The sequence below is a fragment of the Streptomyces sp. NPDC127092 genome, from assembly GCF_042722475.1.
Classification (GTDB): Bacteria; Actinomycetota; Actinomycetes; order Streptomycetales; family Streptomycetaceae; genus Streptomyces.
On record NZ_JBHXFE010000016.1, the window covers coordinates 59,986 to 72,256 of the forward strand.

The window sequence follows — 12,271 nt, forward strand, 5'->3', positions numbered from 1 at the left end:
GTGCGGTTTTCCGCAGGGTCCGGGACGGCGGTGCGCGCTAGCGTGGACGATCATGAAGAACTCAGTCGGCCGCGCGCCGAGAACGGCCCGTCGTGCGATGGGAGCGGCTCGTGGTGCGACGGGGGTGGCGCGTAGTACAACGCGAGCGGCCCATGCGGCCCGCACGGCCGGTGCGGCTCATACGGCCCGCACGGCGCTCGCGCTCGCCCTCGGCGCCGTCTTCGCGCTCCTAGAGGCGGTCTCCGGACTCGTCCTCATCCTCCTCCTGCCGCTCGCGGTACGGCCGGGCGGCCGGCGGGTGGCGGCGCGGGCCGCCGACCGGATCGTACGCGTGGAGCGGTGGCGGCTCGACCGACTGCTCGGCGTGCGCGTTCCGCCGTACGGACAGCCGCGCAACCTGCCGTACCTGGCCGCGCGCTGGCCGGTCGGGGTGCTCGGCGGAGTGGTTCTCGGCTGCGCGGCGACCGGCCTCGCGTACCTCGGTTTCGCGCTCCTCGGCTGGCTGTTCGTCGACCTCGACCAGCCGGTCATGGTGGTCCTCGGCGGCCTCGGCGGACTGCTCCTGTTCTTCCTCTCCGTCCAGGGACTGCGCCAGGTCGTCCGTACGGAGGGAGACCTGGCGCTGCGGATGCTCGGGCCCAGCCAGGCCGACGCGCTCGAAGCCAGGATCGCCGAACTCGCCGCGAGCCGCGCCGAGATCATGGACGTCGTCCACGACGAACGCCGCCGCATCGAACGCGACCTCCACGACGGCGTCCAGCAACGGCTCGTCGCCCTCGGCATGCTGATCGGCCGGGCCCGCCGCGGACAGGACCCGGAGCGGGCGGCCGAACTGCTGCGGCAGGCGCACGAGGAGACCCACCGGGCGCTCGCCGAACTCCGCGAGGTGGCCTGGCGGGTGCACCCCGCGATACTGGACCAGGCCGGCCTGCGCCCGGCCCTCGAAGCGGTCGCGGAACGCAGCCCGCTGCCGGTGCGGCTGGCCTACGACGTACCGGAGCCGTTGTCGCCGCCGCTGCCGAAGGCGGTGGAGACCGCTGCGTACTTCGTCGTCTCGGAGGCGGTGACGAACGTGGTGAAGCACGCGGGCGGGAGCGCGAGCGCCGTGGACGTACAGGTGAAGTGGGAGGACGGGGTGTTGGACGTACGGGTACGGGACGACGGGCCGGGCGGCGCGGACGGTGGGCAGGCCCGGGGGAGCGGCCGAGGAGGCTCCGGAGGCGGCGGCAGCGGACTGGCGGGGCTGGCGAGCCGCGTGACGGCGCTCGACGGACGCTTCACGGTCGACAGCCCGGCGGGCGGACCGACGGAGATCGCGGCGGTGCTGCCGTGCGCCTGATGCTGGCGGAGGACTCGACGCTGCTGCGCGAGGGGCTCGTACGGCTCCTCGCCGAGGAGGGGCACGAGGTGCGGGCCGCGGTCGGGACGGCCGTCGAACTCCTCGCGGCGGTGCGGGCGGACCCGCCCGACGTGGTCGTCGCCGACGTCCGCATGCCGCCGACCCACACCGACGAGGGCCTGCGGGCGGCCCTGGAGATCCGGGAACGCCTCCCGGCGGTGGGCGTGCTGGTGCTCTCGCAGTACGTGGAGAAGCGGTACGCGACCGAGCTGCTGACCCTGACGGACGGGACCGGCGGCGGGGTCGGCTACCTGCTGAAGGACCGGGTGGCGCAGGTCGACGACTTCCTGGACGCACTGGACCGGGTGGGCCAGGGCCGCACGGCCTTCGACCCGGAGGTCGTGCGCCGCCTCCTGGCCCGCTCCTCCCACACCGACCCGCTGGCGCGGCTGACGCCGAGGGAGGGCGAGGTCCTGGCGGCGATGGCACAGGGCCACACGAACGCGTCGGTGGCGGCGCGGCTGCACGTGTCGCAGAGCGCGGTGGAGAAACACATCAACGCGATCTTCGACAAGCTGGAGCTGACGGGGAGGAGCGAGGGCTACAGCAAGAGGGTCCTGGCGGTCCTGAGATACCTGGACAGCTAGGGGCGTCTCCGGCACAGCGTCAGCGGCAGCAGCCACAGGGAGGGGGCAGCCTCAACCGCAGCGCAAGCAGCAGCGCCAGCGGCAGCAGCCTCGGCGGCACCGCCCGCAGTCGGCGCTCAGCCGCACCGCCCCCGCAGGCGGCTCAGCCTCAGCCGTCTCAGCCGTCTCAACCGCAGCAGCCGCCACCGCAGCACCCGCCGCCACCAGAAGCGGCGGGGGCGGCGGGGGCGGCCTTGGTCCCGCCCACGGCGACGGCGGAGAGCAGCTTGACGGTGTCGTCGTGCCCGGCGGGGCAGGCGGCGGGGGCGGAGGACTCGGCCATCGGACGGCTGAGCTCGAAGGTGTCTCCGCAGGTGCGGCAGCGGTACTCGTAACGAGGCATGGCCCCAGGTTACGGCGTGCCGCTCACGGCCTGCCGCGCTCCTCGCGGATCCGCTCGACGACCTGGCCGGCGGTCGCGCGGATGGCCTCGAGCTCGGTGAGGAAGGCCCAGTAGTCGGGGTGCCGGCCGCTGTCGAGCGAGCCGACGGCCCGGTCGAGCCGGGCGACGGCCTCGTCGAGGGGCTGTGCGTGGCGGGGCTCGGGCGTGTTCCGCCCGGCCATCGCGAGCCGCTGGGCGTCCCGCACGGTGAAGCGGGTGCGGTCGATCTCGGCCTGGGGGTCCTTGGCGACGGCGTTGAGGCGGCGCAGCCGGTCTCCGGCTGCGGCGACGCCCTCGTCGGCGGTGTTGAGGAGGGCGCGGACGGTGGAGAGGAGGGCGGTGGCGTCGGGCCAGCGCTGCTCGGCGCGGGCCTTGGCGGCCTCGGCGAGCCGTTCCTCGGCCTGGCGGGCGGCGGTGTCGGCCTGCTCGGGCACGTGCCGGAGGTCCTGCCAGCAGGCGGCGGCGAAGCGCCGCCGGAGTTCGGAGAGGACCGGCTCGACGCCGGCGGCGCGGGTGGCGAGGGCCTGTGCGCGGGTCCGCAGGGAGACGAGCCGCTTGTCGATCTCGGCGGCCCGCTCGGGGAGGCGCTCGGCCTCGGTCCGCACGCCCTCGGCTTCGCGGAGCACCGTGTCGGCGCGCTGCAGCGTCTCGCTCACGCCGTGACGCCCGGCCCCTTCGTTGAGCCTGGTCAGCTCGGGGCCGAGCGCGGCGAGCCGGCCGGCGAGGTCGTCGGCGCGGAAGCCGGCGTCGCGGGTGGCGTCGAGGGCGGTGCTCGCGGCGCGGAGCGCCTGTCGGGCCCGCTCGACGGCGGGCGCGAGCCGGGCGAGCTGGGTCTCGGCCCGGCCGAGCAGCGGCGCGAGCCCCTGCTCGAACCGGTCCAGCTCCTCCTTGACCCGTACGAGCTCGGCCTTGGCCCGCTCGAGGTCGGTGCGGGCCCGGCCGGCGGTGGCGGCGTCGAGCTCGACGCGATCCAGGTCGTGGGCGTCGACGGCGGTGATGTAGGCGTGGCTGACCTCGTCGATGCGCCGCCCGAGCGCGGCGAACCCCTCGACGGCGCGGCGGGCGTCCGCGGAGTCGTCCACGGCCGTGATCGTCTCGATGGAGATCTTCAGCCCGCGCTGGGCGGTGTCGAGCTCGTAGAAGGCGGCCGCGGCGGCGTCCTTGGCCGCCTGCGCCTCCGCCCGCCGGCTCTCGTCCCGCCCGCCGAACCACCGCCGCCCGCCACCCCCGCCGCCGGCGAAGGCCTGCGGCAGCAGCGCGGCGACCAGGAGCGGGAGCGCGAGGAAGACCCGGAGCGTGCTGGTGATCCCGGACGTCGCCCTGCCCCTGCCGTCGCTCGCCGCCACGATCCCTCTCCCCGTGCTGTCTCCGCCGCCTGCCCGGTCGGTCCATTCTCCCACCCGCTACAGACGAAGACACGCCTCCACCGGTTCACCGCCCCGCCCCCCCCGCCCTATCGGTTTGCGGTCCCCACCCGTCGGCCATGTACGCTGTTGCTTCCTTCCACGGGTGCGTAGCTCAGGGGTAGAGCGCTGCTCTTACAAAGCAGATGTCGGCGGTTCGAAACCGTCCGCGCCCACCAGGAAAAAGGCCCCCAGCCGATCATGGCTGGGGGCCTTTGACATCCACATCTGACATCAACGGGGACGTTCGATCACGACCGGGGACGGCTCCTGAGCAGCCGGTCCACGTGACTCACGGCCTCGCGCTGCCTGTCCTGGACGACGTGCGTGTAGACGTTCAGGTCACGGCGATCTGGCTGTGCCCGAGGATCTCCATCACGACCCTGGGCGGAACGCTGGCGGCGGTCAGCAGGGTCGGCGTTCCGTGGCGGGCGTCGTGCAGCCGGACGACGCGGAGACCGGGGTTCTTCGCGACGCGGGTGAGGGCGGCGGGGACGGTGTGGCGAGGCCCCGGCAGGTGCGGCAGTGGACGGCGATGGTGTCGCGGGTGCCGTCGGCGGCCTGGAGGCCGGTGGTGATGGTCGGGGTGGCGAAGCCGTCGCAGTCGCGGAAATACGCGGGGCCTGGGTGCTCTCGGGCATGAGGTCTCCCGCCGTTGGATCTGGAATGGGGTTCACATCTCACCGACGTGGGCCAGATTGTCCGTGCCTATGCGGACGCGGGTGCCTTCCTGACCGTCGTCCTAGCGGCCAGCAATGCAGCGGCGAAGTACCACCGACCCAAGGCGGAGATCGCTTCCAAGTTGCTTCGGGACGAAGAGGTCGTGTCGCACCCGCGGCAACCAGACCTCAGCTTCCCAAGCTAAGTGCGCGAGTCCAATTATTGTCACCTGCTCTACGAGAGACCCCAGGTCAAAGGTCTGGGGTCTCTCGCACCATAGCAGCGCGATCAACCGCAGGAGGGTTTCTGTGATGCTCCAGTAAATGCTGCCGTCGCGTCGATGGCCGTTGGGCAAGAGGAGGTGGTTACGCGTGCCCCTGCCGCAGGTGGCGGGAGGCGGCAAGACAGGAGGACAACCATGTCGCTTCCTCGCGGTTGATGATCAGGCCGGCGACAGTGATCACCCCGTCCATCGGGCCGTCGAGCCGAATCGAGCGGTCATCGACAAGAAACATCTCCCAGTCTGCGTCGCCGTGCCAGAGCCGGGCGGTCTTCTGACCTCGGCGCTGGGCGAAAACGAGTTGCTCTCCGTACTCATTCATGAAGTATCCGACGTAGTCCTTGTCGGTGATCTCACCACCGCACAGGCGGGCCAGGAGCGGTTCGATCGCGGTCGGCGCGTCGGTCATGCGGCGGGCTCCCCGTCCGGGTCAGCGTCCTGTCGTGCCGATGACAGGGCAAGCATGCGGGAGGCTGAATTCAGCAAGGCCTCGTAAGTGATCACTTCTATGCGTGTTTGGTGCGTGTTGTAGGTGCGCAGCGTCTCCGCGATGTCCCGAGAGGACACGTCCCCAGTCACGTACTGCGGGTGTCCGATCACGACGGTCGCTGAGGCCCGGCGAGTGTCGACCCCGTGCTCGGCCAGGATGCTCGGACGGTTCTCGTCCATGGCCCGGAGGTAGTTCTGCGCTTGGGAGACCGCGCGATGCGCCGCGGCACCCAGCATGAGGTGACCGGAGCGCCGTATGACCAAGTCCTTGATGTTGGCGCGCTTGAGCTCCACCACGTGCAGAGAGCCGTCGCCTCGCAGGAGCGGGATGTCGAGGATGGTTTCCGGGGTGTACTGACGACGTGCTAGCTCGGCCACGTAAGCCCCGCCGAAGATCCATTCCTGGTTCTTCAGACAGGCATGGAGGTCGCTCTCAGAACTGTCCGGGTCCTCCACCACGGTACGTAGGTCCGCCAGGCCGGCCTGTCTGGCCCTCAGTTCGAGCAACTGTGCCACCATGCCAGCGTCGACATCGGCTAGGACGTCGTTCATCATCCGTGCAGACTCGGCGGAGGCGGGCCGAGGCAGGTTGCGGAGGATTATCTCCATGTGCCCGTACTGTTGAAGTCGCCTCACCTCCCGGGTTGAAAGCCGGATCCCGCCTTCGCCGTCCCCAAGGCTCAGGTAGTCGGCGGACTGGGCAATGCCGCGGAAGAGGTCACGAGCGTCTGCTGCGGTCGCATTTGGTCGGTCGCGGCACAGAACGTCCAGGGCGGCGACCGCCCTGTCCGCACCCATGGCAGTCATCCTCCGCATGTGTTCCTCGCTACGCTGCCGGGCTTCGTCGTCGTAGTAGTTCTCCAGGATTTCAAGAAATAGGTCGCCCCTGGCATAGGCCGCGAAGCGCTGAAAGCGCTGAGCAAGCGCGAAGTCCCCGTGAAGGATCGCCTCTCGGGCCACATCCTCCAAGGCATCCACCAGGGACCGGCCCTTGCCGTACGTCCCACCAAGGCCGCCCATGATGTGCAGCACCGCGTCGACGCGCTCCCGGACGCGCTCATCCGCAGTGAGCTCGCGTGCCGTCCGGACCATCTGCCAGAGCGTGAAGCCGGATCGAAATGTGGTCACGTGGGCACCCTAGGGCCGGCCGCTGACACCCCGCTTGGCGGCAGTCGCAAGAAGACCGCCCTCGTCATTCACATCCGGCGGACCTACTACAGCGACCAGGGGCGGCCCGTAGAGACTGCCGACGTCATCGTGCCCGTCGCCCACTGCGAGATCGTCTACGAGATCCCGATCAAGAGGTAGCTGGACTCAGTCCCGCAGGTTTGGCCAGCCATCCCTGTTGGAGTGGCTTTCGAAGCAGTACCGGGTCAAGCGGTCCCACCCCTTGCCGGTGGCCAGCTCGTACGCCTTGTCCGGCATGTACAGCAGCCATTCACCGCGCACTCGCTTGAGGTGTACGGCGCGAACTTGTCGGCGTCGAAGAAGACGCTCTCCCACACAGCCTGCCCCGCGGCCACCACAGCGCAGCGCGCATACAGGAACACGTCGGACGACTGCAGGAACGGGCTGCCAAACCGTCCGTAAGGTCGACCACGGGCAGGGTGCCGAACTTCTCCTGGTCCAGGCGGTAGAGCGCCTCAGCGTGCCGCTCGGCAAAACCAACGATGTCGGCGACGGGGCGACGGCTCAGCTCCTCGGCAAGGCGATGGCAGCTTTCTTCATTTACTTCACCGTTCAGGGGGCTATCAGTGCCCAGAAGTCGGCCCATGTCATTCTCACGGGCGCAGGATGTCAGGACCGTCTGACAACCACGGCTGGCATCAATGATGGTGGATGCCACAGTCGCGCCCGGCCAGCCGCAGCAGGCGTCGGCAGCGCCCCTTCCCCGCCCAGCGCCCCCCACCGAACTCCTAATGCAGGTATAGATGCAGTCAGACCAGCTGGTGCCTCGCCTATGGGCCCGCAGCGCGGTTGTTGGCTCCGACTGAAGGGCAGACGGCTCGTCGTGGCTGATGACCCGAAGAACGACATTCGCGACCTAGTCCGCCATCTCGGCGAGGGCGTCAGCGGTGATCACTATCGCGCCGCGCACGACGCAGGAGGCTGCCTTGGCCGGGTACGCAGCAGCACTCAGCGACCTGGAGGAGGGTAAGTCGGACGATCGAGCGCGCGAGCGATTCGGGCTGCTCGGCTGATCGCCTCTGGGCGTAGCAGGGCCCATGCCTCCGCATGGAGCCATGACTCCGCCGGCCTGCCCAGCATCAGCTCCGGAAAGCACGAGGGTCCACCGACTCTGTCGGTGGACCCTCGTGAAAGATCGAGACTAGTCACTTCTGCGGGAAGGTCACAGGGCCCAGGGTACGAGGAGGTGGCAGTCCAGGATCCTGCGGGCTTCCTTCCGGCGGGAGCGGCGGGGGTGGAGCAGGGCGATGCCGACGATGACGACGTACACGGTGATCCAGATGAACAGGGCCGTGAACAGTACCCCGGGGAGCGGGACGGTCGTCGGGAGGAGACTGGTAGAGGTGATCAGCATGGGTTCTCCTGGTTCGTTGCCGGGCCGTATGGGCCGGCGGTTCCTCAAGAGCACCAGGTGCGGCACACCTGCCCTTGGTGAAGGTGGGAGGTCTCTATGTTTCCCAAAGCCACGTCCTCTTGTGGTGAGAGTGGGTAGGTTCGCGCCATGTCTTCTACGGGTGGTCCGGTATCCGCTGATCAGCAGCTCATCGACCATGCGCGTCGGCATGGCTATGCGGTGTCGGTGAAGCAGCTCGCGTCCTGGCGGCGGGCGGGCTTGTTGCCAGGGCACACAGTGCGGGCGCTGGGCCGAGGACGCGGGAGTGCATCGGTTCCGGTTGCCGAGGCATTCGGCTTGGTCGTGGCGCTCGCCCGGTTGGCCCGGCGTGGTGCTCGGCCGTTTCACCTGGCACTGGCCTTGTTCGGCGAGGGGCATCCGGTGCCGGAGGATGCCGTGCGGGGAGCCTTCAGGCAAGCCGTCCGGGGACTAAGTACCAATCTCGGGGAGGGGGGTCCGAGAGCCCGGGAGGACGAGGAGGAGTGGGCGGAGCGGGTCGCCGACGAGGTGGTTGCCTCCGGGCAGCGGGTCCGGCTGGTTCCCGCTCGGGCCCGCCGGATCGATGAGGGGATCATCAGGTGCATGCGTAACCGAGGCGTTGTGTGGCCTCCACCGGAGCTGGCCGAACTGGACCGGAACCCAGAGCCTCCGAATCTGTCAGACGGGGAGGTTACGGCTGTTGCAGTGACCACGGTGCTGCGCGGGGGTGCCGCGATCACGCCGCAGGGAATCGGTGATGTGCTGCGGGCCATGCAGCCTGCGGGGTGGTACAACCCATGGGCGTCAATGGCTGAATACACAATCCAGGACGTCCCGGATCTCGCTCAGGAGGTGTTTCTCCCTGATGGCGGTATGAGCACGCTCCCCGACCGCCCCGTTCTCGATACCCTGCTGCGTCTGGTGGATACAGCGGACCTGGACGATCTGCGGGACGCCTGGCAGGCGAGCCGGGCGACCAGAGACTGGGCTTTGGACCTGTACGCACGGGTCGAGGCTGAGATTGAGGCCGACTTGTTGGATGACGCGGCCTACGAATGGGTGATGGGCCGAACCCTCGCGCCGGGGATGCTGCTGATGACCATAGATGTGAGTAATCGCTACTGGTCACCGACGGACCAAGCATCGACGTCCGTAGGCCTGTTGCTGGTGCGGCAGGCGCTCCGTGATCTCGACGACAAGGTGCCCGGCTGCCAGTGGGAGCTGCTCGAATCCCCCGCCGTGATGCCACCCCCATTGTTGACGTTCTTCCGGGCCAGTCTCGCCCGCTCCGAGTAAGGCGTAGCCTCGCGCTTTCATAAAGGGGACTGCCCGACAGGTGGTCAGGAAGATCTGAGCGGACGTGCTAGAAGCGTGCCAGATCGAACGGTCAACCACGGTCACTGGAGGACCGCTACGGCGTCCACGGCTTGTGTCGGCCGTCGTAGCGCATAGAGGGTGTGAGCTGCGATGACGGGTCAGCTGCGGGTGCCAGGCTTACAAAGCAGATGTCGGCGGTTCGAAACCGTCCGTGCCGACCGGGACGAAGCCTCCAGCCGAGGGGCCTTCGGCATCTCCTTCTCGGGGTGACCGACGGCGACTAGCAGTGACAGGTCGGCTGCGAGGGCGGTCGGGACGGCTGCCTCTTACCGCGCCGGCAGGCGAAGTGGCTCATGGTGGTGCCAGATGAGGTAGCGGTCCTCGCGGCGCAGCTCGGCAGAGCCCCATTCGATGCGCATCACGCCCTGTGTCATGGAGCAGGCGTAGGCGACGAGGACCAGCTTCACGTCCTGCGACAGCAAGGCGAGATCGGGGTGCGGGTCTGGCTCGTCGGGTTCGTCGAGGCCCAGGTCGAAGGCCTGCTGCATGGGCTCGGGGCCATGCCGACGTATCAGATCGGCACGCAGGCCGGTGGCGCGTCGTAGTCGTGCCGCAGTGACGGGGACGTCCTTCTTGGCGTAGCGGAACGGGTAGATCATGTGGTTGCCGAGGACCATGAACGTGCGGCCCTGTAAGCGCACCGGGCCCGCACCCGGGAGCGAGGAGAGGCTGACTTCCAGTTCCTCGTACTGGGCGGCGTACAGGCCGTGTCCGTACGCCTCCAGAGTCTGGGTCTGCACCCCTTCGTGCGCGCTGCGGGCCCGGTCATGCGCTCGTACCAGGCTGGCGGGGATCAGGTCGGCCAGCTGGCCAGCGGCGCTACCAAAGGCCCTTTCCGCCCACGATGTCACGGTCCCCACGGCCTACCGCCCTTCCCCCTTGTGGCACCAGCGTGCCGAGCAGCATTCAACAAAACCGTGCAGTCTGGGTGTGAGCCGTGCAAGAGGGCATGCGTTGCATGACCGGGCGCACGGTACCTAGCGTTGGCGTGTCACATGGCAGGTGCCCGTCAGCGGTGGGCCGTACGCTGCCGCCATGCGCAGAGGAGCAATCACACGGGAGTCCGTGCTCAAGGCCATTGCGGAGTACGACGAGTTGGGACGGGACGCGTTCCTGGCGAAGTACGGCTTCGCAGAAGCCCGCTCGTATGTTGTGGTGCACGAGGGGCGGGAGTACGACTCCAAGGCCATCGCCGGCGTGGCGCACCAGTGGGATCAGGGGCGAGCTCTCAGGCCTGATGAATTCAGCGGAGGCAAGCAGCAGGCTGCGGCGTGGCTGAAGCGGGCAGGCTTCGAGGTCAAGACCGTCAAGAATCCTGACTGGGCCCGGGACGAGATCATCCTTGCCTGCCAGCTCGTGAAGGAGAACGGCTGGAAGGGGCTGGACGCGCAGGACGCCAGGGTGGTCGAGCTGTCAGGCCTGCTCCAGCTGCTCCCCCTCCACGCCGAGACGGAGCGCAACGAGAAGTTCCGCAACCCGAACGGAGTGGCGCGCAAGACGTTCGACATTGCTACCCGGCATCCGGAGTACCAGGGCAAGCCCACCAACGGCGGCGCCCTGGACGTTGCGGTGCTGATGGAATTCCTTGCCCGGCCTGATGACATGACCGAGGTCGCCCGGCTCATTCGGCAGGGCATCGCGGCCGGCGAGCTGCAGAGCCTTGCGCCGACTGAGGACGAGGAGTTCGACGACTACAGCGCTCCGGAGGGACGGCTCCTCATGCGGCGGCACCAGGCCCGCGAGCGGAACAAGGGGCTGCGGAAGAAGAAGATCGCTTCGGTGCTGCAACGAGGCGGTCCGTTGGCGTGCGAAGCGTGTGGCTTCGACTTCGAGCAGATCTACGGCGACCGCGGTGCCGGATACATCGAGTGCCACCATGTTGTGCCGCTGCACGAAGCGGGCGAGGGGCGGACCAAGCTCAGCGATCTCGCCCTCATATGTGCCAACTGTCATCGAATGATCCACCGGCGTGCGCCATGGCCGACCCCTGGAGAGCTGCGAGCCTCCATCGAGCAAAAGCATGCAGCTGACAGGCGTGCTGCGGAAGCCATTGCCCGACCCCGTAGGGCGGCTGACGAGCAGATGCCGAAACCGTGACGCACATCCCCGGCGAGTCCGGCCGCGAAGTCACTGCGCTGTACGGTGACCGCGTGGACGAAGAACCAGTGATCATCCAACTCACACGTGATCAGGCATTCGTCCTGTCCGACTGGCTCTACGACGTCATGATGCAGTCGGACAAGCTGGATGCCATCGTCCCGGACAGGGCGGTCTGGTCGGGCATCTACGCGATCTCCGGGACCCTCGAGACGACTCTGCCCGAGATATTCATGCCCGACTACGCCGACCGCCTGGAACAGGCGAGGCAGCGTTTGCTGGAGGCCATGGGCGGCAGCGAAGACGACGAAGGCGGGGAGTGAGGGAGTCGGGGGCGCACGCCGTGTCTCCAGGGGCGGATCTTGACGGCTTGACGTGTTCGCGCACAGGGCGGTGTACTCCGCGGATGGAAGACGTGGGGGACGCGCCTGACGTGCAGGCGCCCAGTGGGCGGATGAGCGCGCAGACGTACATCGATGAGCGGCTCGCGCAGTATCAGGAGTGGTACGACCGCAAGGCGACCCGGATGAAGGCGATGCATCTGCGGATGCGGACCGTCTCGGTGGTCGGGGGAGCGCTCGTGCCCGTGCTCGTGAACCTGGATCTGGGGTTCGCGCGGGTGACCGCGACCGTGCTCAGTCTGGTCGTGGTGGCCTCGGTGTCGTTGGAGAGCGTGTACCGCTATCGCGAGCAGTGGAAGAACTACCGGTCCACCGAGCAACTCCTCGGCCACGAGCGGGTGTACTTCGCCGCGCGCGTCGGGCCGTACCACGGGCAGTCCGACCGGGACGCGTTCACGACGCTCGTCGCGCGCGTGGAGAAGGCGATCGCCAGCGAGAACTCGGCGACCCTCAACGTCATGACCCTCGGCGGGCAGGTCAACGCCGAGCTGCAGCAGTACGGGATCCCCGCCCAGCGCCAGGAGGAGGCGGAGGCCGGCGCCAAGTGAGCCGGGGCCCCGTCGGGGCCGAGGGCCTTGGCGTTCGGCGGGGCGGCCG

General features: G+C 68.8%; 13 protein-coding genes, 1 tRNA gene and 2 pseudogenes. 8 read left to right on the plus strand and 8 right to left on the minus strand.

Annotation, left to right across the window (positions count from 1 at the left end; translation table 11 throughout):
• The first annotated feature begins 124 nt into the window (after nucleotides 1-124).
• Entirely contained in the window at nucleotides 125-1,339 is a 1,215-nt protein-coding gene (locus tag ACFWJO_RS15815) for a sensor histidine kinase (RefSeq protein ID WP_386865379.1), read from the plus strand.
• Nucleotides 1,330-1,986 (plus strand): LuxR C-terminal-related transcriptional regulator, encoded by a 657-nt coding sequence (locus ACFWJO_RS15820; RefSeq protein WP_386865381.1) that lies wholly within the window; start codon nucleotides 1,330-1,332, stop codon nucleotides 1,984-1,986. The genes ACFWJO_RS15815 and ACFWJO_RS15820 overlap by 10 nt, the downstream gene beginning before the upstream one ends.
• Nucleotides 1,987-2,152: 166 nt before the next feature.
• On the opposite strand, the gene ACFWJO_RS15825 is transcribed toward ACFWJO_RS15820, so the two are convergent.
• Both ACFWJO_RS15825 and ACFWJO_RS15830 read right to left on the minus strand, forming a co-directional pair.
• Nucleotides 2,153-2,368, minus strand: a complete 216-nt coding sequence (locus tag ACFWJO_RS15825) for a zinc ribbon domain-containing protein (protein ID WP_386865383.1) — start codon at nucleotides 2,366-2,368, stop codon at nucleotides 2,153-2,155.
• A gap of 23 nt (nucleotides 2,369-2,391) precedes the next feature.
• Entirely contained in the window at nucleotides 2,392-3,714 is a 1,323-nt protein-coding gene (locus tag ACFWJO_RS15830) for a hypothetical protein (RefSeq protein ID WP_386865524.1), read from the minus strand.
• A gap of 200 nt (nucleotides 3,715-3,914) precedes the next feature.
• Here ACFWJO_RS15830 and ACFWJO_RS15835 point away from each other — a divergent pair.
• Nucleotides 3,915-3,989 (plus strand) — tRNA-Val (locus ACFWJO_RS15835).
• 72 nt (nucleotides 3,990-4,061) lie between these two features.
• On the opposite strand, the pseudogene ACFWJO_RS15840 reads toward ACFWJO_RS15835, so the two are convergent.
• The 3 genes and pseudogenes from ACFWJO_RS15840 to ACFWJO_RS15850 form a co-directional block, all read right to left on the minus strand.
• Nucleotides 4,062-4,297: pseudogene (locus tag ACFWJO_RS15840) on the minus strand (tyrosine-type recombinase/integrase); the annotation flags it as partial.
• 538 nt (nucleotides 4,298-4,835) lie between these two features.
• Nucleotides 4,836-5,159: a hypothetical protein gene (locus tag ACFWJO_RS15845; protein ID WP_386865385.1), complete on the minus strand. Its 324-nt coding sequence runs from the start codon at nucleotides 5,157-5,159 to the stop codon at nucleotides 4,836-4,838.
• Nucleotides 5,156-6,367: a Shedu anti-phage system protein SduA domain-containing protein gene (locus ACFWJO_RS15850; RefSeq protein ID WP_386865387.1), complete on the minus strand. Its 1,212-nt coding sequence runs from the start codon at nucleotides 6,365-6,367 to the stop codon at nucleotides 5,156-5,158. The genes ACFWJO_RS15845 and ACFWJO_RS15850 overlap by 4 nt, the downstream gene beginning before the upstream one ends.
• Nucleotides 6,368-6,415: 48 nt before the next feature.
• Between ACFWJO_RS15850 and ACFWJO_RS15855 the strand changes: the two are divergent.
• Nucleotides 6,416-6,547 (plus strand): annotated as a pseudogene (locus ACFWJO_RS15855) (GntR family transcriptional regulator); the annotation flags it as partial.
• 65 nt (nucleotides 6,548-6,612) lie between these two features.
• Here ACFWJO_RS15855 and ACFWJO_RS15860 read toward each other — a convergent pair.
• The gene (locus ACFWJO_RS15860) at nucleotides 6,613-6,789 is read right to left on the minus strand and encodes a hypothetical protein (RefSeq protein WP_386865388.1); all 177 of its coding nucleotides are present in this window, start codon (nucleotides 6,787-6,789) and stop codon (nucleotides 6,613-6,615) included.
• Between the two features lie 800 nt (nucleotides 6,790-7,589).
• Nucleotides 7,590-7,781 (minus strand): hypothetical protein, encoded by a 192-nt coding sequence (locus tag ACFWJO_RS15865; RefSeq protein ID WP_386865390.1) that lies wholly within the window; start codon nucleotides 7,779-7,781, stop codon nucleotides 7,590-7,592.
• Nucleotides 7,782-8,504: 723 nt separating this feature from the next.
• On the opposite strand from ACFWJO_RS15865, the gene ACFWJO_RS15870 reads away from it, so the two are divergent.
• Nucleotides 8,505-9,095, plus strand: coding sequence for a hypothetical protein (locus ACFWJO_RS15870; protein ID WP_386865392.1), 591 nt, complete (start codon nucleotides 8,505-8,507; stop codon nucleotides 9,093-9,095).
• A gap of 347 nt (nucleotides 9,096-9,442) precedes the next feature.
• On the opposite strand, the gene ACFWJO_RS15875 is transcribed toward ACFWJO_RS15870, so the two are convergent.
• The gene (locus tag ACFWJO_RS15875; RefSeq protein ID WP_386865394.1) at nucleotides 9,443-9,916 is read right to left on the minus strand and encodes a hypothetical protein; all 474 of its coding nucleotides are present in this window, start codon (nucleotides 9,914-9,916) and stop codon (nucleotides 9,443-9,445) included.
• Nucleotides 9,917-10,211: 295 nt separating this feature from the next.
• Here ACFWJO_RS15875 and ACFWJO_RS15880 point away from each other — a divergent pair, with 295 nt between their 5' ends.
• From ACFWJO_RS15880 to ACFWJO_RS15890, 3 genes are all read left to right on the plus strand, one after another.
• A complete protein-coding gene (locus ACFWJO_RS15880; RefSeq protein WP_386865396.1) occupies nucleotides 10,212-11,273 on the plus strand; it encodes an HNH endonuclease in 1,062 nt (353 codons plus the stop codon).
• Complete coding sequence (locus ACFWJO_RS15885) at nucleotides 11,270-11,596, plus strand: hypothetical protein (protein ID WP_386865398.1); 327 nt, start codon at nucleotides 11,270-11,272, stop codon at nucleotides 11,594-11,596. Before ACFWJO_RS15880 ends, ACFWJO_RS15885 begins: the two co-directional genes overlap by 4 nt.
• Before the next feature lie 131 nt (nucleotides 11,597-11,727).
• A complete protein-coding gene (locus tag ACFWJO_RS15890; RefSeq protein ID WP_386865399.1) occupies nucleotides 11,728-12,222 on the plus strand; it encodes a DUF4231 domain-containing protein in 495 nt (164 codons plus the stop codon).
• Nucleotides 12,223-12,271 lie beyond the last annotated feature (49 nt).

Bases quoted from the DNA above. Each gene is read 5' to 3' on its own strand.
- ACFWJO_RS15825 (WP_386865383.1), bottom strand. From the start codon at position 2,368: ATGCCTCGTTACGAGTACCGCTGCCGCACCTGCGGAGACACCTTCGAG.
- ACFWJO_RS15845 (WP_386865385.1), bottom strand. From the start codon at position 5,159: ATGACCGACGCGCCGACCGCGATCGAACCGCTCCTGGCCCGCCTGTGC.
- ACFWJO_RS15865 (WP_386865390.1), bottom strand. From the start codon at position 7,781: ATGCTGATCACCTCTACCAGTCTCCTCCCGACGACCGTCCCGCTCCCC.
- ACFWJO_RS15880 (WP_386865396.1), top strand. From the start codon at position 10,212: ATGCGCAGAGGAGCAATCACACGGGAGTCCGTGCTCAAGGCCATTGCG.
- ACFWJO_RS15890 (WP_386865399.1), top strand. From the start codon at position 11,728: ATGAGCGCGCAGACGTACATCGATGAGCGGCTCGCGCAGTATCAGGAG.